Annotated in this window: 17 protein-coding genes and 2 pseudogenes; 9 read left to right on the top strand and 10 right to left on the bottom strand. The window is 67.3% G+C overall.

The genetic code is table 11. The features are described from left to right. The first annotated feature begins 82 nt into the window (after nucleotides 1-82). From trxB to OMK73_RS33635, 3 genes are all read left to right on the top strand, one after another. Nucleotides 83-1030 carry a thioredoxin-disulfide reductase gene (gene trxB, locus OMK73_RS33645; RefSeq protein ID WP_267605823.1) on the top strand — a complete coding sequence of 316 codons (948 nt, stop codon included), beginning with the start codon at nucleotides 83-85 and terminating at the stop codon, nucleotides 1028-1030. A 312-nt stretch (nucleotides 1031-1342) separates the two neighbouring features. Continuing rightward, on the top strand, nucleotides 1343-2026 hold the full coding sequence (locus OMK73_RS33640) for a Smr/MutS family protein (RefSeq protein ID WP_267605822.1): 684 nt from the start codon (nucleotides 1343-1345) through the stop codon (nucleotides 2024-2026). Between the two features lie 13 nt (nucleotides 2027-2039). After that, nucleotides 2040-2681, top strand: a complete 642-nt coding sequence (locus tag OMK73_RS33635) for a trimeric intracellular cation channel family protein (RefSeq protein ID WP_267605821.1) — start codon at nucleotides 2040-2042, stop codon at nucleotides 2679-2681. An 88-nt stretch (nucleotides 2682-2769) separates the two neighbouring features. Here OMK73_RS33635 and glnK read toward each other — a convergent pair whose 3' ends face one another. Further along, entirely contained in the window at nucleotides 2770-3108 is a 339-nt protein-coding gene (gene glnK, locus OMK73_RS33630) for a P-II family nitrogen regulator (RefSeq protein ID WP_006162803.1), read from the bottom strand. Nucleotides 3109-3416: 308 nt separating this feature from the next. Between glnK and OMK73_RS33625 the strand changes: the two genes are divergently transcribed. Beyond that, the gene (locus OMK73_RS33625) at nucleotides 3417-4583 is read left to right on the top strand and encodes a GNAT family N-acetyltransferase (RefSeq protein WP_267605810.1); all 1167 of its coding nucleotides are present in this window, start codon (nucleotides 3417-3419) and stop codon (nucleotides 4581-4583) included. Between the two features lie 15 nt (nucleotides 4584-4598). Here OMK73_RS33625 and OMK73_RS33620 read toward each other — a convergent pair. Both OMK73_RS33620 and ppa read right to left on the bottom strand, forming a co-directional pair. Next, nucleotides 4599-5152: pseudogene (locus OMK73_RS33620) on the bottom strand (cytochrome b). Nucleotides 5153-5331: 179 nt separating this feature from the next. Beyond that, nucleotides 5332-5859 (bottom strand): inorganic diphosphatase, encoded by a 528-nt coding sequence (gene ppa, locus OMK73_RS33615; protein ID WP_006162794.1) that lies wholly within the window; start codon nucleotides 5857-5859, stop codon nucleotides 5332-5334. Between the two features lie 189 nt (nucleotides 5860-6048). On the opposite strand from ppa, the gene OMK73_RS33610 reads away from it, so the two are divergent. From OMK73_RS33610 to OMK73_RS33600, 3 genes are all read left to right on the top strand, one after another. Further along, entirely contained in the window at nucleotides 6049-7485 is a 1437-nt protein-coding gene (locus OMK73_RS33610; RefSeq protein WP_267605808.1) for an aldehyde dehydrogenase family protein, read from the top strand. Beyond that, on the top strand, nucleotides 7478-7720 hold the full coding sequence (locus OMK73_RS33605; protein ID WP_267605804.1) for a hypothetical protein: 243 nt from the start codon (nucleotides 7478-7480) through the stop codon (nucleotides 7718-7720). Before OMK73_RS33610 ends, OMK73_RS33605 begins: the two co-directional genes overlap by 8 nt. Nucleotides 7721-7835: 115 nt before the next feature. Further along, on the top strand, nucleotides 7836-9140 hold the full coding sequence (locus OMK73_RS33600) for an MFS transporter (protein WP_267605802.1): 1305 nt from the start codon (nucleotides 7836-7838) through the stop codon (nucleotides 9138-9140). A gap of 441 nt (nucleotides 9141-9581) precedes the next feature. On the opposite strand, the gene OMK73_RS33595 is transcribed toward OMK73_RS33600, so the two are convergent. The 6 genes and pseudogenes from OMK73_RS33595 to OMK73_RS33570 form a co-directional block, all read right to left on the bottom strand. Further along, nucleotides 9582-15695 carry an Hpt domain-containing protein gene (locus tag OMK73_RS33595; RefSeq protein ID WP_267605801.1) on the bottom strand — a complete coding sequence of 2038 codons (6114 nt, stop codon included), beginning with the start codon at nucleotides 15693-15695 and terminating at the stop codon, nucleotides 9582-9584. Between the two features lie 85 nt (nucleotides 15696-15780). Then, nucleotides 15781-17949 (bottom strand): methyl-accepting chemotaxis protein, encoded by a 2169-nt coding sequence (locus OMK73_RS33590; protein WP_267605800.1) that lies wholly within the window; start codon nucleotides 17947-17949, stop codon nucleotides 15781-15783. Between the two features lie 69 nt (nucleotides 17950-18018). Further along, nucleotides 18019-18596, bottom strand: a pseudogene (locus OMK73_RS33585) (chemotaxis protein CheW). A 53-nt stretch (nucleotides 18597-18649) separates the two neighbouring features. Then, nucleotides 18650-19018: a response regulator gene (locus OMK73_RS33580; RefSeq protein ID WP_267605797.1), complete on the bottom strand. Its 369-nt coding sequence runs from the start codon at nucleotides 19016-19018 to the stop codon at nucleotides 18650-18652. A gap of 26 nt (nucleotides 19019-19044) precedes the next feature. Beyond that, nucleotides 19045-19539 carry a response regulator gene (locus tag OMK73_RS33575; RefSeq protein ID WP_267605795.1) on the bottom strand — a complete coding sequence of 165 codons (495 nt, stop codon included), beginning with the start codon at nucleotides 19537-19539 and terminating at the stop codon, nucleotides 19045-19047. A gap of 444 nt (nucleotides 19540-19983) precedes the next feature. Continuing rightward, complete coding sequence (locus tag OMK73_RS33570; protein ID WP_267605793.1) at nucleotides 19984-20154, bottom strand: rubredoxin; 171 nt, start codon at nucleotides 20152-20154, stop codon at nucleotides 19984-19986. A gap of 214 nt (nucleotides 20155-20368) precedes the next feature. Between OMK73_RS33570 and hemL the strand changes: the two genes are divergently transcribed. Then, the gene (gene hemL / locus OMK73_RS33565; RefSeq protein WP_267605792.1) at nucleotides 20369-21658 is read left to right on the top strand and encodes a glutamate-1-semialdehyde 2,1-aminomutase; all 1290 of its coding nucleotides are present in this window, start codon (nucleotides 20369-20371) and stop codon (nucleotides 21656-21658) included. Between the two features lie 28 nt (nucleotides 21659-21686). Here the strand turns inward: hemL and dapA are convergent, their stop codons facing one another. Continuing rightward, nucleotides 21687-22631 (bottom strand): 4-hydroxy-tetrahydrodipicolinate synthase, encoded by a 945-nt coding sequence (gene dapA / locus OMK73_RS33560; RefSeq protein WP_267605791.1) that lies wholly within the window; start codon nucleotides 22629-22631, stop codon nucleotides 21687-21689. A gap of 455 nt (nucleotides 22632-23086) precedes the next feature. Between dapA and OMK73_RS33555 the strand changes: the two genes are divergently transcribed. Continuing rightward, nucleotides 23087-23707, top strand: coding sequence for a LemA family protein (locus OMK73_RS33555; protein WP_267605787.1), 621 nt, complete (start codon nucleotides 23087-23089; stop codon nucleotides 23705-23707). The last annotated feature ends 7 nt before the right edge of the window (nucleotides 23708-23714 follow it).

The following is a 23714-nucleotide window of genomic DNA, read 5'->3' as shown; positions in this document are numbered from 1 at the left end:
TGAGCAAACGCCGGTCCACTTATAATGCTGGTTTCGATTCACGCTAGTGCGCATCAAGGCGCACCAGCCTTAGGAAAGCATCATGGCCAAACACGCAAAAGTGCTGATTCTCGGTTCCGGCCCCGCCGGCTATACCGCCGCCGTCTACGCGGCCCGCGCCAACCTGCAGCCGGTGCTGATCACCGGTCTGGCCCAGGGTGGCCAGCTGATGACCACCACCGACGTGGAAAACTGGCCCGCCGACGCCAACGGCGTGCAAGGCCCGGAACTGATGCAGCGCTTCCTGGAGCATGCCGAGCGCTTCAACACCGAAATCATCTTCGATCACATCCATACCGCCAAGCTGACCGAACGCCCGATCCGCCTGGTTGGCGATGCCGGTGAATACACCTGCGATTCGCTGATCATCGCCACCGGCGCCTCGGCCCAGTACCTTGGCCTGCAGTCGGAAGAGCTGTTCATGGGCCGCGGCGTGTCGGCCTGCGCCACCTGCGACGGGTTCTTCTACAAGAACCAGGAAGTGGCCGTGGTCGGCGGCGGCAACACCGCGGTCGAGGAAGCGCTCTACCTGTCGCATATCGCCAGCAAGGTCACCCTGATCCACCGCCGCGACAAGTTCCGCGCCGAGCCGATCCTGGTCGACCGCCTGCTCCAGCGCGAGAAGGAAGGCCGTATCGCAATCCGCTACAACACCGTGCTGGACGAGGTGGTGGGCGACGAATCGGGCGTGACCGGCATCAAGTTGCGCGATGCCCAGGGCGACAAGACCGAAGAGCTCAAGCTGGCGGGCGTGTTCATCGCCATCGGCCACAAGCCCAATACCGACCTGTTCGAGGGCCAGCTCGACATGAAAAACGGCTACATCGTGACCAAGACCGGCTTGGCCGGCGATGCCACGGCCACCAGCATCCCGGGCGTGTTCGCTGCCGGCGACGTGCAGGACCACATCTATCGCCAGGCGATCACCAGCGCCGGCACGGGCTGCATGGCAGCGCTGGATGCGCAGCGTTACGTGGAAGCCCTGCAGTAAAGCGACTAAGACTGCTGACAAACCTGTAGCATCGGCCGAAGCCGCCGAACAGGCCAATGCCGCGCGCCATGACGACGCCTGTCTCTCCCTCTCCCCTCAGGGGGAGAGGGGTGGCTTAGCTAGGAGCCACTTGAAGCGAAGCCGGCTGTTTTTTCCAGCGCGACAGCGTAACCAGCGCCCGCCCTCTCCCCCAGCCCCTCTCCCGCGCGCGCGAGGGGAGCACGACAACGCAGAGCCGGCTTTGTCGGCAAGCTGAGACAAAGGCCGGGCCTGCCCACCCTATAATCACGCCGAGCACCCCGGAGAGACTCCATGACGCACGGCGCCAAGAAATCCGCCAAACCCGCCAGCCAGCCCAAGCGTTTCGGCCTGACCGACCTGTCCGGCCTGCGCGACTCCCTCAAGGCCGACACCGAGCGGCGTGAAGCCGAGCGCCGCGCGGCGGACGAAGCGGCGCAGCGCGCTCGCGAAGAGGCCGACGTATTCCGCAGCAGCGTAGGCAACGTCAACACCCTGCGCGACCGCAACCGCGTCAACCCCGCCCCGCGGCACCCCGCGCCCGTGCCGATACAAACCCAGCTGGACGACAAAGCCGTGCTGGCCGCGTCGCTTTCCGACGAGTTCGACGTCGAAAGCCTGCTGGATACCGATGAAACCCTGTCGTTCCGCCGCCCCGGCATCGGCATGGACGTAGTCAAGAAACTGCGCCGCGGCGAATGGGTGCCCCAGGACAAGATCGACCTGCACGGCCTGCGCAGCGACGAGGCGCGCGAGGCGCTGGCCGAGTTCGTGCGGCGCTCGGTCAAGCGTGGCGTGCGCTGCGTGCGCGTGATCCACGGCAAGGGCAACGGCTCGCCGGACAAGACGCCTGTGCTCAAGGGCAAGGTGCGCAGCTGGCTGGTACAGAAGGAAGAAGTGCTGGCCTTCGTGCAGGCACGCGGCGCCGAGGGTGGCGCCGGCGCGTTGATGGTGCTGCTGCGCCAGCCGCACGCCTGAGACGGCGCGCACGATGCATCTGCCGCTCGATCTCCTGATGGGGCGGCTGCCCCTGATCCTGCATGTCATGGAAGTGGTGGGCGTGCTCGCCTTTGCCGTCTCCGGCGTGGTCGATGCGCGCAAGCAGCGCTTCGATGCCGTGGGCACTTTCGTGGTGGCGTTCGCCACCGCCTTCGGCGGCGGCACGGTGCGCGACGTGCTGCTGGACCGCCGACCCTTCTACTGGGTCGACCACGAAGGCTATGTGATCCTGATCTTCGTAATGTCGCTCGGCGCGTCGTTCGTGCTGCGCGTGGTCAGCCGGGTAGCGTCCGAGCGCACCATGATCACGGCCGATGCAATCGGCCTGGGGCTGTTTTCCGTCACCGGCACATCGCTCGCGCTGGTGGCGCAGATGACCCCGACCGTGGCGGTCATGATGGGCATCATCTCTTCGGTGTTCGGTGGCGTGGTGCGCGACGTGTTGTGCAACGAGGTGCCGATGATCCTGCGGGACCGCTCGCCCTATGCCACCTGTGCCTTCGTCGGCTGCTGCGTCTATGTTGGCCTGACCTGGCTGCGGGCCGAGCAGGAACTGGCCCTGCTGGCGGGCGCCATCACCATCACGGCGGCGCGCCTGCTGTGCGTGCGTTTCGGCTGGAAGCTGCCGAGCTAGGCAGTGCCGAGCCGGGCAACAACGCCCGCGGCAATCCCGGCGCCCCCTCCCGTGGGACCGCCAGAATTGCTCGCCGGCGCTTGAACGCTTAAACGGCGGCTTCGTCCTGCTCGCCGGTACGGATACGGATCACGCGCTCGATCTCGGTCACGAAGATCTTGCCGTCGCCGATCTTGCCGGTGTGCGCTGCCTTGACGATGGCATCCAGCACGGTGTCGAGCTGGTTCTCGGCAACCACGACCTCGATCTTGATCTTGGGCAGGAAGTCGACCACATATTCAGCGCCGCGATATAGCTCGGTATGCCCCTTCTGGCGGCCAAAACCCTTCACCTCGGTTACCGTCAGGCCGGTCACGCCGACGTCAGCCAGCGCCTCGCGCACTTCGTCCAGCTTGAACGGTTTGATGATGGCGGTAATCTGCTTCATATTGGCCCCTTATATAGTCGTTGGTTAGTGAGAGATTTTAGCCTGCCTGCCAGCGGCCGGATGTGGCCTGCCGCACCGCGCCATTTCCGGTAGACTCAACCGTCGCCCCACCCGCCTGCCGCGGGCGCGGGGCGATCAGTCGTATCAGCCGTATCGGCCACGCCGGAACAAGGGCCTGCCCAAGAGCAGCGCCAATGATGAGCGAATCTAGCGCAATGCAGTCTGAATCTTTCAAGCCCGGCTCCGACCAGCCTGATGCGGCCACCCCAGGGGCGGCTGCGGCACAAGGCAGACAGGAACACGAGCGGATGGAGAATTATCGCACGCAGATCGTTTTCGATCTGTCCGAGCTGCCCGAAGCCGAATGGGACGCCCTGGTGGCGGCCCAGCCCGGGGCCACGCCGTTCTTGCGCCACGCCTTCCTGCATGCCATGCATGCCAGCGGCAGCGCCTGCGACGAGACCGGCTGGAGCCCGCGCTACCTGACGCTGTGGGCGCCACGCGCCGAGGGTGGCGAGCGCCTTGCGGCGGCCATGCCGCTGTACGCGAAGTCGCACTCTTATGGGGAATACGTGTTCGACTGGGCCTGGGCCGACGCCTACGCGCAGCATCGCCTGCCCTACTACCCCAAGCTGCTGTCCGCGCTCCCCTTCACGCCCGTACAGGGCGCGCGGCTGCTGGCCGAGGACGAAGACGCGCGCGGCTACCTGCTGCAATGTGCGCTGGCGCTGGCGGAACAAAGCCAGTTGTCTTCCCTGCACGTGCTGTTTCCCGACGAGCATGAGGCCGAGCTGATGCAAGACGCCGGCATGCTGATGCGCCACGGCGTGCAGTTCCACTGGACCAACCCGGGCTATGAGAGCTTCGAAGCGTTCCTGGCCACGCTCTCGCAAAAGAAACGCAAGAACATTCGCGCCGAACGGCGCCGCGTGGCCGACGCCGGCATCACCTTCCGGCAGCTGCGTGGCCCCGAAATCGGCGAGGCGCAATGGCGCTTTTTCAACCGCTGCTACCGGCAGACGTACCGCGAACACCATTCGACGCCCTACCTGAACCTGGATTTCTTCCAGCGCATCGGCGCCGCCATGCCGGAGAACCTGCTGCTGGTGGTGGCCGAGCGTGCCGGCCAGCCGATCGCCGCATCGCTGGTGGTCTACGATGACGGCCCGGCGCGCAGCACCCTGTTCGGGCGCTACTGGGGCGCGCTCGAGCATCACCCGTGCCTGCATTTCGAGACGGCTTACTACCAGCCGCTGGAGTTCTGCATAGCCCAGGGCATCCGCACCTTCGAAGGCGGCGCCCAGGGCGAGCACAAGATGGCGCGGGGCTTCCTGCCGGTGGCGACCCGCTCCGCCCACTGGCTGGCGCATCCGTCCTTTGCCGATGCCGTGGAACGCTTCCTGGTGCGCGAGCGCCAGGGCATCGACGCCTACCTGGACGAACTCAACGACCGCACGCCGTTTGCACGCAGCTAAGGCCAGCTTGGCGCATCACCGCCACATGCGACGCAGCGTGTTATCGCCCAGCATGTAATGGTGGAACAGCGCGGCGATGGCATGCAGTCCGATCACCGTGTAGAAGGCGGTGCCCAGTGTGCCGTGGATTTCCTCGAGGATGTCTTTCAAGTCCCGGCTTTGCGCCACCAGCGCGGGCAGTTCGACGCCAAGCCCCGGCACCGTCAGCAGGTGGCCGCCGGCGTTGAGGGCCAGCAGGCCCAGCACGGGCTGCGCGAAGATGAACAGATAGAGCACAAGGTGCATGGCACTGCCCAGCAGCTGTATCCAGCGCGGACCAGGCTCGGGGCTGGCGCGCCGCGCACCAGGCGCCACAGCAGGCGCGGCACGGCCAGGACGAACACCAGGGCCCCAGCCCAAGTGTGCACTGACATCGACAAGGCTTGGGAGGCGCTGCGCTCGGGCAGAAAGCCCTCCAACTCGATCGCGCTGTACGCAGTGGCAATCAGCAGGACCACCGCCCAGTGGAAGAACACCGCCGGGCCGGAATAACGCGCCATGGTGGACGGCGTCGAAAAGGTAGCGGACATGGGGAATTGGCAGTGTGTCTGCCTGGTTGTTCTGTGATTGAAGCTTAACGCACCGGCTTTATGGCATCTTTGGTTTCCATCAAGCCTGGCGCAACAAAAAACCCCGCCGCAGCGGGGTTATTCAGCATCGATTCAGCCACGCGCCGGAATCCGGCATGACTGAGCGCGAAAGCGGATGCTTACTTGGTGTAGTTCGCCACGCCGTCGGTGATTTCCTTGTGGGCTTCTTCAATGCCGGCCCAGCCTTCGACCTTGACCCACTTGCCTGCCTCGAGTGCCTTGTAGTTCTCAAAGAAGTGCTTGATCTGGTCCAGCAGGTTCTGCGGCACGTCCGATAGGCCCTTCATGAAGGCGGTGGCCGGCGACAGCTTGTCCAGCGGCACGGCGATCAGCTTGGCATCCACGCCCGACTCGTCGGTCATCTTGAGCATGCCCAGCGCGCGGCAACGCACCACTGCACCAGCCAGGATCGGGAACGGCGAGAGCACCAGCACGTCGACGGGGTCGCCATCGCCCGACAGGGTCTGGGGGATGAAGCCGTAGTTGGCCGGGTAGCGCATGCCGGTGCCGATGAAACGGTCGACGAAGAGCAGGCCGGTTTCCTTGTCGGCTTCGTACTTCACCGGATCGCTCTGGGCGGAGATTTCGATGATGACGTTGAAATCGTTCGGGATGTCCTTGCCGGGGGAAACGAGATTGAAGCTCATGCTTGCTCTCCAGATGCCTGTGTTTGAGGATGGCGGGCATTATAGCGGTTCGAAGCTGACCCAGGCCTGACGTTCGCGTGCCTTGCACGCCGCGCGCGGTGAGTGATAATGACGGATTGTCCGACAGACGCATCGACAGGCGCATTGCCCGCCACAACCAGGCAGTCGCATCCAGCCGGAGCCATTCCAATGCACGCCCAGCACTTCGTTGCCAACCGCCTGATCGCGCCGGACTCCGGCTTGCGCATCAAGGTATTCGACCCCTCCAGCGGCGAGCCTTTCGCCGAAATCGCCCGCGGCAACGCGGTCGACATCAACGTGGCCGTCCACGCAGCCCGCCAGGCCGCCGAAGGCGCCTGGGGCGCGATGGCGCCCGCCGAGCGCTCCCGCCTGCTCAACCGCGTGGCGCTCACCCTCATCGAGCACGAAGCCGAACTCGCCGCGCTGGAAGCGCGCGACACCGGCAAGCCCTTGCGCCAGGCCACCGCCGACGCGCGCGCCGTGGCGCGCTACTTCGAGTTCTATGCCGGCGCGGTCGACAAGCTGCACGGCCAGACCATCCCTTACCAGCCCGGCTTTACCGTGCTGACCGTGCGCGAGCCGCACGGCGTGACCGGCCACATCATCCCGTGGAACTATCCGCTACAGATCTTCGGGCGCAGCGTGGGCGCGGCGCTGGCCACGGGCAATGCCTGCGTGGTCAAGCCCGCCGAAGACGCCTGCCTGTCGCTGCTGCGCGTGGCGGAACTGGCGGCCGAGGCCGGCCTGCCCGAAGGCGCGCTGAACATCGTCACCGGCTATGGCCATGAGGCTGGCGCCGCGCTGGCGCGCCACGCGGGCATCAACCACATCTCCTTCACCGGCTCGCCGCAGACCGGCAAGCTGATCGCGCAGATGGCGGCCGAGAACCACGTGCCGGTCACGCTGGAGCTTGGCGGCAAGTCGCCCCAGATCGTCTTTGCCGACGCCGACCTCGATGCGCTGGTGCCGGTCATCGTCAACGGCATCGTGCAGAACGCGGGCCAGACCTGCTCGGCCGGCAGCCGCGTGCTGGTGGAACGCCCGCTCTACAATGCCGTGCTCGACCGCCTTGCCACGGTGTTCGAATCCTTGCGCGTAGGGCCGTCCGAGCTGGACCTGGAATGCGGCCCGCTGATCAACCGCAAGCAGCAGCAGCGGGTCTGGGACTTCGTCTCCGACGCGCAGCACGCCGGCATTACCGCCATGGCGCAAGGCCAGATCGTCGCGGAAGCGCCGGAGTCCGGCTATTACCAGGTGCCGATGCTGTTCCGCGACGTGCCGCCCACGCACCGGCTGGCGCAGGAAGAAGTGTTTGGCCCGCTGCTGGCGGCCACACCGTTCGACACCGAGGCCGAAGCCATCGCGCTCGCCAACGGCACGCCCTACGGCCTGGTCGCCGGCATCTGGACCCGCGATGGCGCGCGCCAGTTGCGCCTGGCGCACAAGCTGCGCGCCGGCCAGGTCTTTATCAACAACTACGGTGCCGGCGGCGGGGTAGAGCTACCTTTTGGCGGCAGCGGGCAGTCCGGCTACGGCCGCGAGAAGGGCTTCGAGGCCCTGTACGGATTCACCACACTGAAAACCATCGCAATTCAACATGGGTAATATCAACTTCCTGTCCGTCGCCTTCGCCATTTTCTTCTTCTGGATGGCGTGGCACGTCAGAAACAAACGTGCCACCAACCCCTCGGCCATGCCCCGCCTGCAAGTCTTCAAGCGCAAATGGGGCGACAGCGTGGGCGACCGCGTGCACTGGTGCCTCTACGTGGCGCTGCCCTTCCTGCTGGCGCTGATGATGGTCGCCAACGCGCTGCGCGGACGCGGCCCGTTCTCCCACTAGGAACTTGCCAGGACATTTTCCTGGGCGCCGCAAGCGGCAAGCGGCGCCCACCCAGCGGTATCGTGCAACCCAAAAAACAGATCCATGTAGATCTACAGACCCAAGAGGAGACCGCATGACAACGACCGCAGTACACTCCGGCGTGGCCGATCCCGCGTTCGAGGACGCCACCTACCGCAAGGTGACCTTGCGCCTGGTGCCATTCCTTTTGCTTTGCTACGTGGTGGCGTACCTGGACCGCGTCAACGTAGGCTTCGCCAAGCTGCAGATGCTCGGCGACCTGAAGTTCAGCGAGACCATCTACGGCCTCGGCGCGGGCATCTTCTTCATCGGCTACTTCCTGTTCGAAGTGCCCAGCAACGTGATCCTGCACAAGGTCGGCGCGCGCATCTGGATCGCGCGGATCATGATCACCTGGGGCGTGATCTCGGCGGCGATGATGTTCGTCACCACGCCGACCATGTTCTACGTGCTGCGCTTCCTGCTAGGAATTGCCGAGGCCGGCTTCTTCCCCGGCATCATCCTCTACCTGACCTACTGGTACCCGTCTCACCGGCGCGGGCGCACCACCACCTTCTTCATGACCGCGATCGCGCTCTCCGGCGTGATCGGCGGCCCGCTGTCGGGCTGGATGATGCAATCGTTCGACGGCCGCAACGGCTGGTCCGGCTGGCAATGGATGTTCCTGCTCGAAGGCATCCCGTCGGTGCTGGTAGGGCTGGTGGTGCTGGCCTACCTGGACGACCGCATCGTCCACGCCAAGTGGCTGAACAACGAAGAAAAAGCGCTGCTCCAGCGCAATATCGCTGCCGAGGACATGCACAAGGAAGACGCGCCCATCGGCAAGGTGTTGTCCAGCCCGCGCGTGTGGCTGATGAGCGCGATCTACTTCAGCTTCGTGATGGGCCTGTACGGCGTGAGCTTCTGGCTGCCCACCATCATCAAGCAGACCGGCGTGAAGAGCCCGCTGGACATCGGCCTGCTCACCGCCATCCCCTACGGCTGCGCGGTGGTCGGCATGGTGCTGGTGGCCTACAGCGCCGACCGCACCCGCGAACGCCGCTGGCATATCGCCGTTCCCGCGCTGCTGGGTGCCGTTGGCCTGGTGCTGTCGGTGCAATGGCACAACAATACCGTGCTGGCATTGCTCGGCCTGACGCTGGCCACCATCGGCATCCTGACCACCCTGCCGCTGTTCTGGAGCCTGCCGACGGCATTCCTGGCAGGCACGGGCGCGGCCGCGGGGATTGCGCTGATCAACTCGCTGGGGAACCTGGCCGGGTTTATCAGCCCCTACGCGGTAGGCTGGCTGAAGGACCTGACGCAGAGCACGGACTCCGGGATGTACCTGCTCGCAGCCTGTCTGGTGGTGGGTGCGGCACTGACACTCTCGGTGCCGGCGCGGATGGTGAACAAGTAAGAGAATGAGGGCGAGCGCCACATCGAGCGCCCGCCCTCTCCCCCAGCCCCTCTCCCGCTGGCGGGAGAGGGGAGCCAACCAGCGGACATAGCGAACGATTCGGTGTAGCCGTGTGACCCGCCCCCAGGCGGGGAACACCCCCAACGCAATGCGAAGCGAGCCGTCAAGGTGTGCAGAGGCCGTATGGGGCGCCTCGGGATTCGGCGAAAAGAGCGGAAAAGAGGGACCCATGTCTGAGTATCGCCTTAAGGCGATGCGAGTTTGGGTCCCGGCCGCTCTTTTCGTCGAATCCCGAGGGGTGTCGCCCCATCCGGCGCGCCTTTTTGCCTACTTTTTTGGCAAGACAAAAAAGTAGGTCGCCGCCCCGCAGGGGTGGTGAAACTGCAGTTGAAGTTGATTTTGCAGTTGCAGTTGCAGTTGCATTCAAGCCCCACCCCACCCTCAATTCCCCGCATCCTCCCCCAACATCTGCGCCACCGACCCCGACGTACCCACTGCCCGCTCACCCAGCAAATGATGCAGCGTGGTCAGCAACTCGTCTTCGTTATACGGCTTGCCCAAATAAACATTAACTCCAATCTCAGCCGCATAACGCCGATGCTTCTCCGCCGTGCGCGAAGTGATCATCACCAACGGCATATGCCCGGTCCGGCTATCCGCGCGCACATTGCGCGTCAGGTCAAACCCATCCATATGCGGCATCTCGATGTCGACCAGCATCGCGTCAGGCATCACCTCCTGCAACTGCCGCAGCGCATCCACGCCATCGCGCGCCAGCACCACCTGGTAGCCAGCCCGCGTCAGCAAGCGATGCGTGACCTTGCGCACGGTCAGTGAGTCGTCGACCACCATGACGGTTGGCTGGGTGCCCAGCCCTTGCACCGGAGCTGCGCCGCCTTGCGAGAATTCTGCCACCGCGCCCAGCATCGGCTGCGACGCCAGTTGGGGAAGCTGCGGCAGATCGGCAAGCTGCGGACGGGCCAGCTCGCCGCGCTCGCGCACGAAGCGCTGCGCCAGCACCACCGGGTTGTAGATCAGCACGATCTCGCCGTCGCCCAGCGTGGTCGCGCCGGCAATGCCTTCCAGGCGTGCCAGGTGCGGGCCGATGTGCTTGACCACCACTTCGCGGTTGCCGATCACTTCGTCCACGTGCACGGCGATGCGCTCGGCCCCGCTGCGCACCACCACTACCGGCGAATACTTCTTGCCCGCGGCTACCGCCGGCGTTTCTTCCAGCAGCGTCCCGAGGTAGTGGAACGGCACAGCGCCGCCGGGGGCGTCGAGGCTGCCTTGGTTGTAGGCTTCGAGCAGCCCTTGCGAGCGCAGTTGCTGGACCTGGTCGATCATGCCGCTCGGGATGGCGAACGGCCGGCCGCCCAGCGTGACCAGCAGCACTTGCGTGATGGCTGTCGTCAGTGGCAGGTGCACGGTAAAGCGGGTGCCTTGCCCGGATTGAGTGGCCAGCGCGATGCGCCCGCCCAGCGCCACCGTTTCGGCGCGCACCACGTCCATGCCCACGCCGCGCCCTGCCAGCTCCGACACCGTATCCGCGGTGCTGAAGCCTGGGGCGAAGATCATCTCGGTGAGCCGGGCATCGCCCGCGTCGTCGTCCGGCGCCAGCAGCTCACGCTCGATGGCGCGCGCGCGGATGCGCGCGAGGTCCAGCCCGCCGCCATCGTCCACGAAGTGCAGCACCACCTCATTGCCCTCCTGCTGCACTTCCAGCGTGAGCGCGCCGGTGGCGGGCTTGCCTGCCTCGCGGCGCACGTCAGCGGACTCGATGCCGTGCACCACCGCATTGCGGATCAGGTGCTCGATCGGGCCAGCCATGCGGTCCAGCACGGAGCGGTCGACCTCCACGGTGCCGCCCTTGATCAGCAGGCGCACTTCCTTGCCGGTCTCGCTGGCAGCCTGGCGCGCCACGCGATACAAACGCTCGGCCAGCGCGTCGAACTGCACCATGCGTGCCTGCATCAGGCTGCGCTGCAGGCCGCGGGTCAAGCGGGCCTGCGCGTCGAGGTCGCCGGCGGCGCGATCGAAGCCGCGCTGCAGGTTTTGCTCGACAGTGGCCACGTCGTTGACCGACTCGGCCATCATCCGCGTCAGTTCCTGGAAGCGCGTGAAGCGATCGAACTCGAGCGGATCGAACTCGACCTTGTGCTGGGCATCGGCGGTGCGCGAGGCCATCTGCGACTCGGCCTGGATCTCGATCTCGCGCAACTGGCCGCGCAAGCGCGCCACGTTGTCGTTGAGCTCGCCCAGGTAGCTGCGCATCGCGTCGAGCTCGCTCTCCAGCCGCGCGCGCGTCGCGCCGACTTCGCCGGCATCGGTGATCAGCGTATCGAGCGTGCGGGCCTGCACCCGCACCAGCGCGCGCTGGCGTTCGACGGCATCGGTGGCGGGCATCGGCGCAGCGCCGGCAGCGGGCATCGGCAGCGATGCCCCGGCCGGCAGCATGGGCGTGGCGGGCAGCCACGGCTGTAGCGTGGCGCTCGTCGATGCGGCGTGGCGGGCAGCGCCAGCTTGCGGCGCGTCTTGCACGGGCGCAGGTGCTGGTGCTGGTGCAGGTGCTGGGGCAGCCGATACCGGTTCCACTTCCGGCGCGCTGTTCTGCCCGGTCATGGTGTTGATCAGCTCGGGATCGTCCACCGGCAGCAGGCGGCCGGCCTGCAGCGCCTCGCTATGCGCGAGGATGCGGTCGTACCAGGCATACAGGCGCACGAACATGACCGGCCCGACGCGATCGGCGCGCACGCCAGCATCGAGCAGGGTTTCCATTTCGTGGGCGGCCTGGCCCAGCGCCATGGCGCCGGCCATCCGGGCGCTGCCCTTGAGCGTGTGCAGCGCGCGCAGGATCAGGCCAGCGTGGCTGGCATGCTCGCCATCGCCGCAGGCCGTCTCCCAGCCACGCAGCAGCTTGCCCAGTTCCGGCAGGCTGCCGTGCGCCTCTTCCAGGAAAATCTCGACGAGCGCCGGATCCAGGGCCTCCTCGGCGGCCTCGGCGGCCTCGGCAGCTTGCTTGTCCGGCGTATCCGTGGCATCCGGAGCCGCTTGTACCTCCGCCGCATGCAGGGGCATGACGGTGGCGTCGTGCAGCATGCCGCTGCTGGCCGCGCCCGGCAACTTGCCGAACAGCAACGCAACCGGCGCGTCCTCCGCCTCGGCCAACAGATCCACCGCCGGCAACGCCAGCCGTGGGCGCACCATGGCGCGCTCGCCAAGCTCCAGCAGGCTGCGGCAGAGCGCGTCATCGGCGGCCGGCCAGATGCCCGCGGCAAACTGGTGCAGCATGCCGCGCACGCGCTCCACCGCCTGCTCCAGCAAGCGGAAGTCGCCAGGGTGCATCGCCACCGGGTGCGCGCCGAGCTGCAGCATCAGGCGCTCAAGCGCCTCGGCAATCGCGCGCACCGGCTCCAGGCCGACCGTGGAAGCGCTGCCTTGCAAGGTATGCGCGACGCGCAACGCCAGCTCGCTCGGGCAGGGACGGCCCTCGTGGCGCCACTCCGAGACATCGGTGGCGAACTGGCGGATGAGGTCGTCGGCTTCCTGCAAGTAGACGTTGTAGAGCGGCAGGCTGATACGCACCGGGCCGATCAGCTTGAAGTGGTCGTTTTCCTCAGCCGGCGTGCTGGCAAAGCGGAAAGGAATGACCTTGGCATCCCCGGCGGCGGCGCTGTCTTCTTCGGCCTCGGCCGGCTGTTCAGCCGCCTGCAGCGGGAGCTGAATCTCTTGCTCCGGCTCTTGCTCCGCTTGTGCTTCCAGCACCTGCCCGTCTTCGGGCTGCGCCACCACCAGCTCAGGCCCGGCCGCCTGCACAGGCGAAGCCACCGCCTCGGCGATGTGCTCCGGCTCGGGCTGCTCGCCCGCGCGCACAGACTGCGCCGTGGCCAGCAGGCCCGTGGCGTCGTGCGCGGCATGGGCATCGTCGCGCAGCGCGCTCACCCAACCGGACAGCTCGTCGTGGGCACGCACCAGCAAGTCCAGCAGGACCGGCGCCGGGGCGCGGGCCTCGGCAATCCAAAGGTTCATCACCTGCTCGATCGCCCAGGCTGCCTCGCCAAAACGATGCAGGCCCACCATCCGGCTGGATCCCTTGAGCGTATGGAAGGCGCGGCGCAGGCGGCTGATGGTATCGGCAACTGCCAGCGCCAGGAGGCCGCCGCCGAGATCGTTGGCGACCTCGCCCAGCACCTCGACCGCTTCGGTCAGGAAGATATCCAGCAGTTCGGCGTCGATCGCGGCGGTGTCGGCCGCGGCGGGCATCGCTGCCGCGGGCGCGGGCGTGCCGGGCGCGCTGGTCGGCAGCGCCTCGGCCAGCGCCACCACCAGGCGCTCGGCCGCGCCCTCGGAACCGGCGAGCCAGGCATTGAGTTGCGTGGTGGCTTCGCCGGCCTGGCGACGCAGGCCGGCTGCGTCGTCAATGGCGGCCTGCTCGTTCATGGCCTGCAGCGCGGCGCGCAGCGCCGTCACCTCGGGCGCGTCGGCTGCGGCCGGATGGCGCACCGCATCGTTGACCGCCGCGCGCGCATTGGCTAGCAGCCTCGCGTGGGAAACCGCGCTGCCCTGCTCTTCTTGAGCGGCAATGTCGGCGGCTTCGGCATGCGCATCCGCCGCTGCGGTGCGGCCAAATGCCAGCGCATCGATAAAGGCATGCACAACACCCAGCTCGCCGGCAATCGCGGCAAGGCGGGCAGCGCGCTCGCGCGCCGCGTCGGCAGCGCTGGCAGCGTCGCCTGCAACCTGCGTGGCGCGAGCGCCAGCAAGCCATTCCAGCGCTGGCATCACGCGCTCCAGCGCCGCCGCTACCGCGAGCGCATCGGCCTGCAGTGCTTCCGGCAGCGCGCCGGCCTCGCGCAGGCCATCCAGCGTCCCGGCAAGCGCCGCGAAAGCGCGTTCGGCGTCGCGCAGGTGGGCGCCGGCTTCGGCACGGGCGGCATCGCGGTCATAGGCATCGAGCCAGGATTCGCCGCTGTCGAGGTGGCCGCGCAGTTGCGCGAGCGCGGCCTCGCGCAGGCGTTGCGTGCGCGCCTGGTCCACCATCTGCGCGAGCCAGCGCGGCGCTTGCGCAACCGGCTCGCCGCGCTCGCGCGCACCAAGGTACGAGGTCAGTTCATCGCAACGCCGCGCGAACTCGGCGGCCGCCGCGTGCCCGGTGCTGCCATGCACGCGCCATGGCAGCGCTAGTGCCCGCCCCAGGAACAAGGCAATGGCGCCGGCGCCAAAGGGGTCGTCGGCGCCGGGGCGGACCTGCGCCGCGGCATCCAGGCAGCGCAGCAGCGCCGGCTGGGCCAGCGGCTGCGCGGCTTCGGCCAGCACGGCGAGCGCGTTATGCCATTCGCCGTAGTCCGGGCCGGCGGCGGCGGCCCGCTCGAGCGCGGTGGCCGCCTGCTGCAGGTTGCGGGTATCGATCGGGTCGAGCCAGCCGTAATAGCGCACGCGGAAATCGGCATGCACCGCGGCGTGCGCCGCGTCGATGCGGAAGGCTTGCAGGCATTCTCGAATGGCGGAGCGCAGCACCAGCACGGGCGCGCTCTGCGGTTCGTTCGCGGGCAGCGTGCCGCTGGTGGTGACCAGCAGGTACACGGCGTCGTTGAGCAAGGCCTGCGGCACCCGCACCTGCCCTTGCAGGTACTGGCGCAGCAGCAGGTGGGCCCGCCCCGCCAGCCGCTTGGCCAGCAGGTCCGACGGCAGCAGGCCGTGGGCCAGCGCGCCGAACACCAGCGCCAGCACGTGCCACACGCCGCGGTCGGGATGGTCGGTGGCGCGGCGCAGTTCCTGCTCGCTCGCACGGACGTCTTCCAGCGCGGATTCCAGCGGCAGATAGGCCTCGTGCAACAGGCTCGGGTCAACGCACGGCACCGGCAAGCGCAGCGCCTTGAGCAACGCCGCCTCGAAGCGCTGGCGCGCGCGCGTGACGGTTGCGGCCATGCGCATCGGCAGCAGGATGCCGGGCAGCATCTGCAGCTCGTCCACCCACAGGTCGGCGGGGTGCACGCGGTCTTCGCCAAGGCGGCCCAGCACGTCGGCATAGGAACGGAACAGCCGCACCGGATCTTCCTCGTCGCCAGCCATCAGGTCGTCGACGTACTCGGCCAGCGCCTGCACGCCCAGGCGGAATGCGGCCAGCGTGCCGGCGTCGGCGGGCACGGCGCCGCCATCGACGCCTTCCAGCAAGCGGCGCAGCGCCTGGCAATACGGATCGACCCCGCGCAGGCCAACGATATGCACCGCGCCGGCGGCCTGGTGCAGATGCTGGCCGGCCAGGCGCAGCGAGGTGGTGTCGCGCGCGCCAAGCGCCTCGGGCGCCTGCTGCACTTCATCGACGTAGTGGCCCAGCTCCGCGGCGGCATCGTCCAGCGCGGTGCGCAGGCTCGGCGCCAGCCAGGCCAGCACGGAAAGATCCCGGGCCACCGGGGCAGCGGCTTTCCCGACTGGAGCGGATAGCTCGGCGGACAGGTCCGGCGCGGGCGCGGCCAGTGCTGGCGACGGCAGCGGATCCTGCACGGCCGGATCGGTGCCGGCGGCCTCGCGCGAGACAGGGAAATTCAATGACATGACTGCTTCCAATGCGTCCAATGCGGTGGCGCCGGTCCGTGGCCCGCATCCGCGCGGGCTCGCGTTGAACACCAGTGCTGGCTTGTCAGGCGATCTTGAATCGCAGCACCGAGTTGCGCAGCTCTTCGGTCAGCAAGGTCAGCTGGCGCACCGAGAGTGCCGTCTGGCGCGTGCCGGACGAGGTCTGCTCGGTCACCTGCAGGATCCCTTCGATGTTGCGTGCCACCGCGGTAGCCAGCCCCGCCTCGTGCGAGGTGGTCTGCGAGATCTGCTCGATCAGTTCGGCGAGCTGGCGCGACACGCGGCCGATCTCCACCAGCGCGGCGCCGGCGTTGTCCGACAGCTTGGCCCCTTCCACCACGCCCTGCGTGCTGCGCTCCATGGCGTGCACCGCGTCCTGCGTGTCGGTCTGGATGGTGCGGATCAGCGCGCCGATCTGCTTGGTTGCCTCGCCGGAGCGCTCTGCCAGCCGTTGCACTTCTTCGGCCACCACCGAGAAGCCGCGGCCGGCTTCACCGGCGGACGCGGCCTGGATGGCGGCGTTCAGCGCCAGCACGTTGGTCTGCTCGGTAATGTCGGAGATCAGCTCGACGATTTCACCGATCTCCTGCGAGGATTCGCCCAGGCGCTTGATGCGCTTGGAGGTGTCCTGGATCTGCTCGCGAATGTCGTTCATGCCCACAATGGCATTCTGCACGGCGTGCTGGCCCTGCTCGGCCGCGGCCAGCGAGGCGCGCGCCACGTTGGCCGATTCCGCCGCGCCGCGCGAGACCTGCGTGATGCGGTCGGCCATTTCCACCACCGATTCGCCGGTCTGGCGGATCTGGCGCGACTGCTCTTCCGAGGCCGCGACCAGCTCGGTGGAGGTGTCCTGCACCTGCCCCGATGCCTGCGTCACTTCGCCGGCGGTCTGCTGCACCCGGCCGACCAGTTCGCGCAGTTCTTCCACGGTGTAGTTCACCGAGTCGGCGATGGCGCCGGTGATGTCCTCGGTCACGGTGGCTTGCTTGGTCAGGTCGCCGTCGGCGATGTCCTGCAGCTCGTTCATCAACTGCAAAATCGCCTTCTGGGTCGCGTCGTTGTTGCGCTTTTCGTCCAGCCGGCGGGCTTCGGCCTCGCGCTCGCGGGCCTCGGCTTCGAGGGTACGGGCGCGCGAATCGCGCAGGTACAGCGCGGCCAGACCGGCCAGGAACAGCAGCGTGAGCAGGGCCGAGACGATGGTGGCGCCGAGCGTGAGCGGGCGCACGCGGGCGCCTTGCGCATAAGCGGCCTGCAACGCGGAGAGCTCGCCGCGCAGTGCCTCGTTGTCGTTGAAGATCTGCTGCTGCGCGCGCTTGGCGGCGATCAGGCCGGGCAGGTTCTGCAGGATGGTCTGGGTGGTCTTCTGCACCGCGTCGAAACGTTGCGACAGCTGCTGCAGGTAGCCGCGGGTTTCGGCGTCTCCCGCCGCCGACAGCCGCAGCGCTTCGCTGCCGTTCATCAGGCCGTCCAGGGTTTCGCGGAAGGTGTTGGTGTCCTTGCCGAGCAAGAACGCGGTTTCCGGGTTGACGCCTTCGCCCGCCAGGAACTCGTTCAGGTTTTTACCCAGGCGCTGCGTCAGCATCACCAGCTGCGCGGAGGCGGCCACCTCGCGCGCGTTGGCGCCGCTTTGCAGCTTGATTGCCGCCACCTGCTCCGCGCTTTCCAGCAGTTCGGGGTTGGAGGCATTGAAGATCTGCAGCGTCTGGCCGATGGTGGTCAGGGTGGGCTGCTGGGCCAGCACGTCGCCTGCGCTTTTCTCGGTGCGCTGCCAGGATTCCATGGCTTTTTCCAGCAGCGGCGCGGCCACCGCGCCGGTAGCGCGCACGTGCTTGGCCTCGCTGCCGTCTTGCAGCGCCTGCAAGTCGCCCGCGAGCTCGCTTTTGGACTGGCGCAGCTGCGTGAACGCCTGCGCATTGCCCAGCAGCGCCACCGGCACCGCCTTGGCCAGGCGCTGCGAGTGCATCAGCATGTCGCCGGCGATCTCGATCTGCGCCGCGCCGTTGTTGGCTTCGCGGTTATCGAAATACACCGACGCCAGCAACGCCACCAGAGACAGCACCACGCCAGCGGTCAGCGCGCGCTGCTGGCTGGCAAACGGGATGCGGGACAGCCGGCCCGAGAGCTTCTCGGCCGGGGTGCTTCGCGTGATGGGCGCGGCCGCAGCGTCTACCGCCAGTTCGGCGGCACCGGCCGCCGGCGCCTGGCGACCCAGGCTGAACATCTTGAATCCCATAGCACCCTCTGTCCGTTATTTTTTGAATTTGATTTGTCGTCGCGTCGTCGCGGGCAGCCCGCGCGGCGCTCAGGCGGCCTGCCTGCCCACCTGCAGGAAGGCCGGCGACGCCAGCAGCCTGCGCACGTCGAGCACCTGCCAGTCGCGCCCGTCGCGATCGGCAAAACGGGGACCCTCCCAATCCGGTGCAGGCTCCTGCCGTGCCCGGGCCGCATTGGCCGGATCAGCCACCTCTACCGGCAACGACAGGTCGCCGGCATGGCGCAGCCCGATCACGCGCGTGGCAAGGATGCCGCAGGCGCGCTCCACCTGGCGCGACAGCACCACGATCTTGCTGCCCGGCTGCAGCGGGGTGGCTCCTCGCCGCAGAACAGGCCGAAATCGATCACGCCCAGCAGGCTGCCGCGCGCGTTCACCAGCCCCGTGTACCAGGACTGCGTGAGCGGCACGCGGCTGGGCTGGCGCATCTCCAGCACCTCGCCCGTCTGCGGCAACGGCAGCAGCCAGTGCCGCTGTCCCACCTGCAGGCCCAGGAAGCTGTCCACCGCTGGCAGGTTGCGCGCCTCGCGCAGCCGGCGGGCCAGCATGGCCTGGTAGTCCTGCAGCCGGGTCTGGCGGGCACGAAGATCCTGGCGCGGCGCAGTCATGGTCGGAGTCCGGTGAAAAGCAAGGATGGGGTCGGATGCGATCGGGCAGCGGCTCAGTGCGCCAGCGCGGCGATCTTGGTCAGCAGTTCTTCACCATCGACCGGCTTGACGACGTAGTCGGCCGCGCCCTGGCGCATGCCCCAGATGCGGTCGGTGTCCAGGCCCTTGCTGGTGCACATGATCACCGGGATGTCCTTGAAGCGGTCGTCGCGCTTGATCGCGCGGGTCGCCTGGTAGCCGTTCTGGCCGGGCATCACCACGTCCATCAGGATCAGGTCGAAGGGTTCCTTCTCGAGCCGGGCGAAGGCCTGCTCGCTATTGCCGGCCACCGAGACCTTGAAGCCCTTCTTGCCGAGCAGGTCGGACATGAAAAGGGCTTCGGTGGGGAAGTCGTCGACGATGAGGATTTTGCTGATAGTCATGATGATGGGTATTCCTTGGGTTGCGCTCAAGCCGGCAAGGGGCTGGCCACGGCAGCGGCACGTGGCACGCAGGCGTCTACCGCCTGCAGCAGCGACTCACGGGTAAATGGCTTGGCGAGATGGTCTTGCGCGCCGACCAGGCGGCCGCGCGAACGGTCGAACACGCCGTCGCGGGAGGACAGCATGATCACCGGGATGGCATGGAACCGAGGGCTTTTCTTGATGAGGGCGCAGGTCTGGTAACCGTCCAGGCGCGGCATCAGGATGTCGCAGAAGATCAGGTCCGGATGCATGTCGCCGACCTTGGCGAGTGCCTCGAAGCCGTCTTCGGCCAGCAGCACCTGGCAGCCGGCCTGGGACAGGAATATCTCGGCGGTGCGGCGGATGGTGCTGGAATCGTCGATGACGAGCACCTTGCGGCGCGCAGGCGCAGCGCCGCCGCTGGCGCCGGCGCCAGCTTCGACCGCGCCGCTGACCTCAGCGCTGACCCGAATACCTTCTTGTAGTTGAGCGACCCGCATCTCGTTCCCGCGACCAGCATGTTTCCCTCACGGAAACGCCGGCATTCACTTGAGAACTTCCGCGCAAGGCAGCCTGGCTGCCCCGACGGACCCCGAAACAAAACGATTTGATTCCCGAAAACACGCCGGCCGGAAAGCTCCGGTGACCGGCAAACGGCGGCGCGTGGTACCCGCGCCTGCCGCGGTCCCCCCCAAAGGGTGGATTTTCAAATTTGAAACAGAGTGTGACAAGTCGCCGTGGGGCCGTCAATCCGGAATCTCGGGCAGCCCCTATCGATCTGTCGCATCGACGCGACGCGCCGCGGCGGGCTGACCGGCCCAGGCCGTGTAGTCACGGTCGCGTCATGGTCGCGCATGACCAGATCACGCCATCCAGCCTGTCCTGGCTGGCGACGCAGCAAATCTAGCGTTGCTATCCAGCAACTCCAGCAACCCTGGAGCGTGTCAGAGCGCCACCATCTCGAAATCTTCCTTGCGCGCACCGCATTCCGGGCAGGTCCAGTTGATGGGCACGTCTTCCCATTTGGTGCCGGGGGCAAGGCCGTCTTCGGGCGCGCCGGTAGCTTCATCGTAAATCCAGCCGCAGATCAGGCACATCCAGGTCTTGTATTCCATAACGGTCCAGTCACTCTCCATTAAAATTCAGGGCCAGATGGTACCGAATCGGCGCCGCCGGCGCCAGCCGGGCAAGCAGGATTCGGGCCAAATACGCCGTGTTCGCGCACGTTACCGCGTATATGCCTCGCATTTGAGCCTTTTGCCGGCATCTTCAACGTAACTTGCTGCCTGTTAGAACGCGTTTCTCCCGCTTTTGATTTCACGCAAAGCCATGTCTCGTAACCAGCAGCTCTTCGACCGCGCACAGCAAACCATCCCGGGCGGCGTCAATTCGCCCGTGCGCGCCTTCCGCTCGGTGGGCGGCACGCCCCGCTTCATCACGCGCGCCGAAGGCGCGTACATGTGGGACGCCGACGGCCAGCGCTACATCGACTATATCGGCTCGTGGGGCCCGATGATCGTCGGCCATGCCCACCCCGAAGTGGTGCGCGCGGTGCAGGAGACCTCGGCCCACAGCTTCTCGTTCGGCGCGCCGACCGAGGCCGAGATCGAGATGGCCGAGGAAATCTGCAAACTGGTGCCATCGATCGAGCAGGTGCGCCTGGTTTCCTCCGGCACCGAGGCCACGATGAGCGCACTGCGCCTGGCGCGCGGCTTCACCAAGCGCGACCTGATCGTGAAGTTCGAGGGCTGCTACCACGGCCACGCCGACAGCCTGCTGGTCAAGGCCGGTTCCGGCCTGCTGACCTTTGCCGACACCACCAAGAACGCGCCCTCCTCGGCCGGCGTGCCCGCCGACGTGACCAAGCACACCATGGTGCTGGAGTACAACAACGTCGAACAGCTCGAGCAAGCCTTCATCAAGCACGCCGGCGAGATCGCCGCCGTGATCGTGGAGCCGGTGGCCGGCAACATGAACCTGGTACGTGCCAGCGATGCGTTCCTGCAAGCCATGCGCACGCTGTGCACCCAGCATGGCGCGGTGCTGATCTTCGACGAGGTGATGACGGGCTTTCGCGTGGCGCTGGGCGGCGCGCAGGCGCATTACGGCATCACGCCGGACCTGACCTGCCTGGGCAAGGTGATCGGCGGCGGCATGCCGGCAGCGGCCTTTGGCGGCCGGCGCGACATCATGGCCTGCCTGGCGCCCCTGGGCGCCGTGTACCAGGCCGGCACGCTGTCGGGCAACCCGCTGGCGGTGGCGGCCGGGCTGACCACCCTCAAGCTGATCCAGGCACCGGGCTTCCATGACCGCCTGGCCGCGCAAACCCGCAAGCTGGCTGACGGCCTGGCCGCGGCGGCGGTGGCTGCCGGCGTGCCGTTCGCGGCGGATGCCATCGGCGGCATGTTCGGGCTGTACTTCCGCGAAGGCGTGCCGGGCAGCTTTGCTGAAGTCACGCAGTGCGATACCGCGCGCTTCAACCGCTTCTTCCACGCCATGCTGGATGCCGGCGTCTACCTGGCGCCGTCCGCTTTCGAGGCGGGCTTCGTCTCAGCGCAGCACGACGACGCCATCCTCGCGACCACCATCGAAGCCGCCCGCAAGGCCTTCGCGGCCTGAGGGCAGGAAGGCCCGAAGGCCCGCCGGGTCAGCCGAGCAGGTCGGGCGCAGCCGCCCCGACCTGCTCGCAGGCCCGTGCCAGCGCTGCCTCAAGGGAGGCGCTGGCGGGCGTCATCGGCGCGCGCAGCTCGTTGCGCAGCCATCCCTCGCGCGCCAGCATGGCCTTGAGCGGGCCCGGATTGGGCTCGGCAAACAGCAGCTTGATCATCGGCATCAAGGCATGGAAAAGCCGGCGCGCCTGGTCGAGCCGCTGCCCGGCCACCGCCTGCGCCAGCGCGACGAACAGCTCCGGATACAGATGGGCAGAGGCGATGATCGCGCCCGTGCCGCCCAGGCACAGCGTGCCCAGCAACTGGTGATCCTCGCCCGCCAGCACGCTCAAGCGCCCGTCGGCAATGATGGCCTGCGTGCCGTGGTAATCGCCGCCGCAATCCTTGATGGCGCGGATACTCGGATGGGCGGCCAGCGCCAGGATGGTCTGCGTCTCGAGCTTCACGCCGGTCCGGTAGGGAATGTCATACAGCACCAGCGGCGCGGCGGCACTGTCGGCCAGGGCGCGGAAATAATCCAGCAGGCCGGCCTGCGACGGACGGACATAGTAAGGCGCGGGCGCCAGCAGCCCGGCCAGCGGCCGCTCAGCCAGCTGGCGCACGCGCGCCTGCACCTGGCGCGCCTGGCTGCCCGCCACGCCCATCATCACCGGCAAGTTGCCGGCACTGGCCAGCACCGTATCCAGCACGGCCAGTTGCTCGGCCTCATCAAGCGCGGCTGCCTCGCCAGTGCTGCCGCACACCACGATCCCGGCGACGGCGCTGCCGGCGTAGTGCGCCACCAGGCGGGACAGTGCGGGAAAATCGACCGCGCCGTCGGCAAAGGGCGTCACCAATGGCAGCCAGATTCCGGAAAAGACTTGTTGTGCTTGCTGGTCTTGCTGGTCTTGCTGGTCTTGCTGGTCTTGAGCTACTGCTTGCATCGAATCACTCCTGTACGACCGGTCAATAAAAACCGTGCAGAAGTGCGCCGGGTGGCAGATGAGCCCGCGTGGGACAGTGGGAAAGCCTGAACCGTGAATCCTGGCCTCGCCCCCGTACGCTGGTACGCAGGTGCCGCTCCGTCGCTCATCTGACGGAACAGCGCCCCGGTCAGATGAGCGGCTGTTTTTTGGCTTTGGCGCGCGCCGGCACCTGCCGCTGCGAGGCAGGGCAAACAAGTGCGGAAATCGACGAAACAGCGCGCATGGCGGGTTGGGGCGGGTTGGGGCTGGCTGGGAGCACGGCATGGCGCCGGGATGGCGCCACCGTAGCAACCACGGCAGAAACGATAATCTACCGGGACGGCCGGCCTTCCGTCAACTACACCCGGGCCGGTTCGCTTGCGCGGGCCGGCCCCTGCGCTACACTGGGGACTCCACGAATTCCGGAGTCTTCGATGCGCGCATCCCCTTCCCTGTCCCTGTCCTCCGGGCGCTCTGTCCTGCGCTGGCTCTTGCTGGCCCTGTGCGCCAGCCTGCTGTCCGCCTGCGGGTACAACGACTTCCAGGCCAAGGACGAGGCCGTCAAGGCGGCCTGGGGCGAGGTGATCAACCAGTACCAGCGCCGCGCCGACCTGATCCCCAACCTGGTCAATACCGTCAAGGGCTACGCCACGCATGAGCGCGAGACGCTGGAGGCCGTCACCAAGGCCCGCGCCGCGGCCACCAGCATCCAGGTCTCGCCCGAGACCCTCAACGACCCCGAAGCCTTCAAGCGCTTCCAGCAAGCCCAGGGCGAGCTGAGCGGCGCGCTGTCGCGCCTGCTGGCGGTGTCGGAGAACTATCCGCAACTCAAGGCCGATGCATCGTTCCGCGACCTGCAATCGCAGCTCGAAGGCACCGAGAACCGCATCACGGTGGCACGCCAGCGCTATATCACCGCGGTGCGCGACTACAACATCCTGGCGCGCAGCTTCCCCACCAACCTGACCGCCATGATCTTCAAGTACCCGGTCAAGCCATCGTTCACGGTGGAAAACGAGAAGGCCATCTCGGCGCCGCCCACGGTGAAGTTCTGATCCCGGA

It is taken from the genome of Cupriavidus sp. D39 (assembly GCF_026627925.1).
Lineage (GTDB): Bacteria > Pseudomonadota > Gammaproteobacteria > Burkholderiales > Burkholderiaceae > Cupriavidus > Cupriavidus ulmosensis.
The sequence above is the reverse complement of the archived record's forward strand: the minus strand, read 5'-3'. Positions and strand labels throughout refer to the sequence as shown.

Coding starts and splice junctions, on each gene's coding strand:
- trxB (WP_267605823.1), top strand. CDS start 83: ATGGCCAAACACGCAAAAGTGCTGATTCTCGGTTCCGGCCCCGCCGGC.
- OMK73_RS33640 (WP_267605822.1), top strand. CDS start 1,343: ATGACGCACGGCGCCAAGAAATCCGCCAAACCCGCCAGCCAGCCCAAG.
- OMK73_RS33635 (WP_267605821.1), top strand. CDS start 2,040: ATGCATCTGCCGCTCGATCTCCTGATGGGGCGGCTGCCCCTGATCCTG.
- glnK (WP_006162803.1), bottom strand. CDS start 3,108: ATGAAGCAGATTACCGCCATCATCAAACCGTTCAAGCTGGACGAAGTG.
- OMK73_RS33625 (WP_267605810.1), top strand. CDS start 3,417: ATGGAGAATTATCGCACGCAGATCGTTTTCGATCTGTCCGAGCTGCCC.
- ppa (WP_006162794.1), bottom strand. CDS start 5,859: ATGAGCTTCAATCTCGTTTCCCCCGGCAAGGACATCCCGAACGATTTC.
- OMK73_RS33610 (WP_267605808.1), top strand. CDS start 6,049: ATGCACGCCCAGCACTTCGTTGCCAACCGCCTGATCGCGCCGGACTCC.
- OMK73_RS33605 (WP_267605804.1), top strand. CDS start 7,478: ATGGGTAATATCAACTTCCTGTCCGTCGCCTTCGCCATTTTCTTCTTC.
- OMK73_RS33600 (WP_267605802.1), top strand. CDS start 7,836: ATGACAACGACCGCAGTACACTCCGGCGTGGCCGATCCCGCGTTCGAG.
- OMK73_RS33595 (WP_267605801.1), bottom strand. CDS start 15,695: ATGTCATTGAATTTCCCTGTCTCGCGCGAGGCCGCCGGCACCGATCCG.
- OMK73_RS33590 (WP_267605800.1), bottom strand. CDS start 17,949: ATGGGATTCAAGATGTTCAGCCTGGGTCGCCAGGCGCCGGCGGCCGGT.
- OMK73_RS33580 (WP_267605797.1), bottom strand. CDS start 19,018: ATGACTATCAGCAAAATCCTCATCGTCGACGACTTCCCCACCGAAGCC.
- OMK73_RS33575 (WP_267605795.1), bottom strand. CDS start 19,539: ATGCGGGTCGCTCAACTACAAGAAGGTATTCGGGTCAGCGCTGAGGTC.
- OMK73_RS33570 (WP_267605793.1), bottom strand. CDS start 20,154: ATGGAATACAAGACCTGGATGTGCCTGATCTGCGGCTGGATTTACGAT.
- hemL (WP_267605792.1), top strand. CDS start 20,369: ATGTCTCGTAACCAGCAGCTCTTCGACCGCGCACAGCAAACCATCCCG.
- dapA (WP_267605791.1), bottom strand. CDS start 22,631: ATGCAAGCAGTAGCTCAAGACCAGCAAGACCAGCAAGACCAGCAAGAC.
- OMK73_RS33555 (WP_267605787.1), top strand. CDS start 23,087: ATGCGCGCATCCCCTTCCCTGTCCCTGTCCTCCGGGCGCTCTGTCCTG.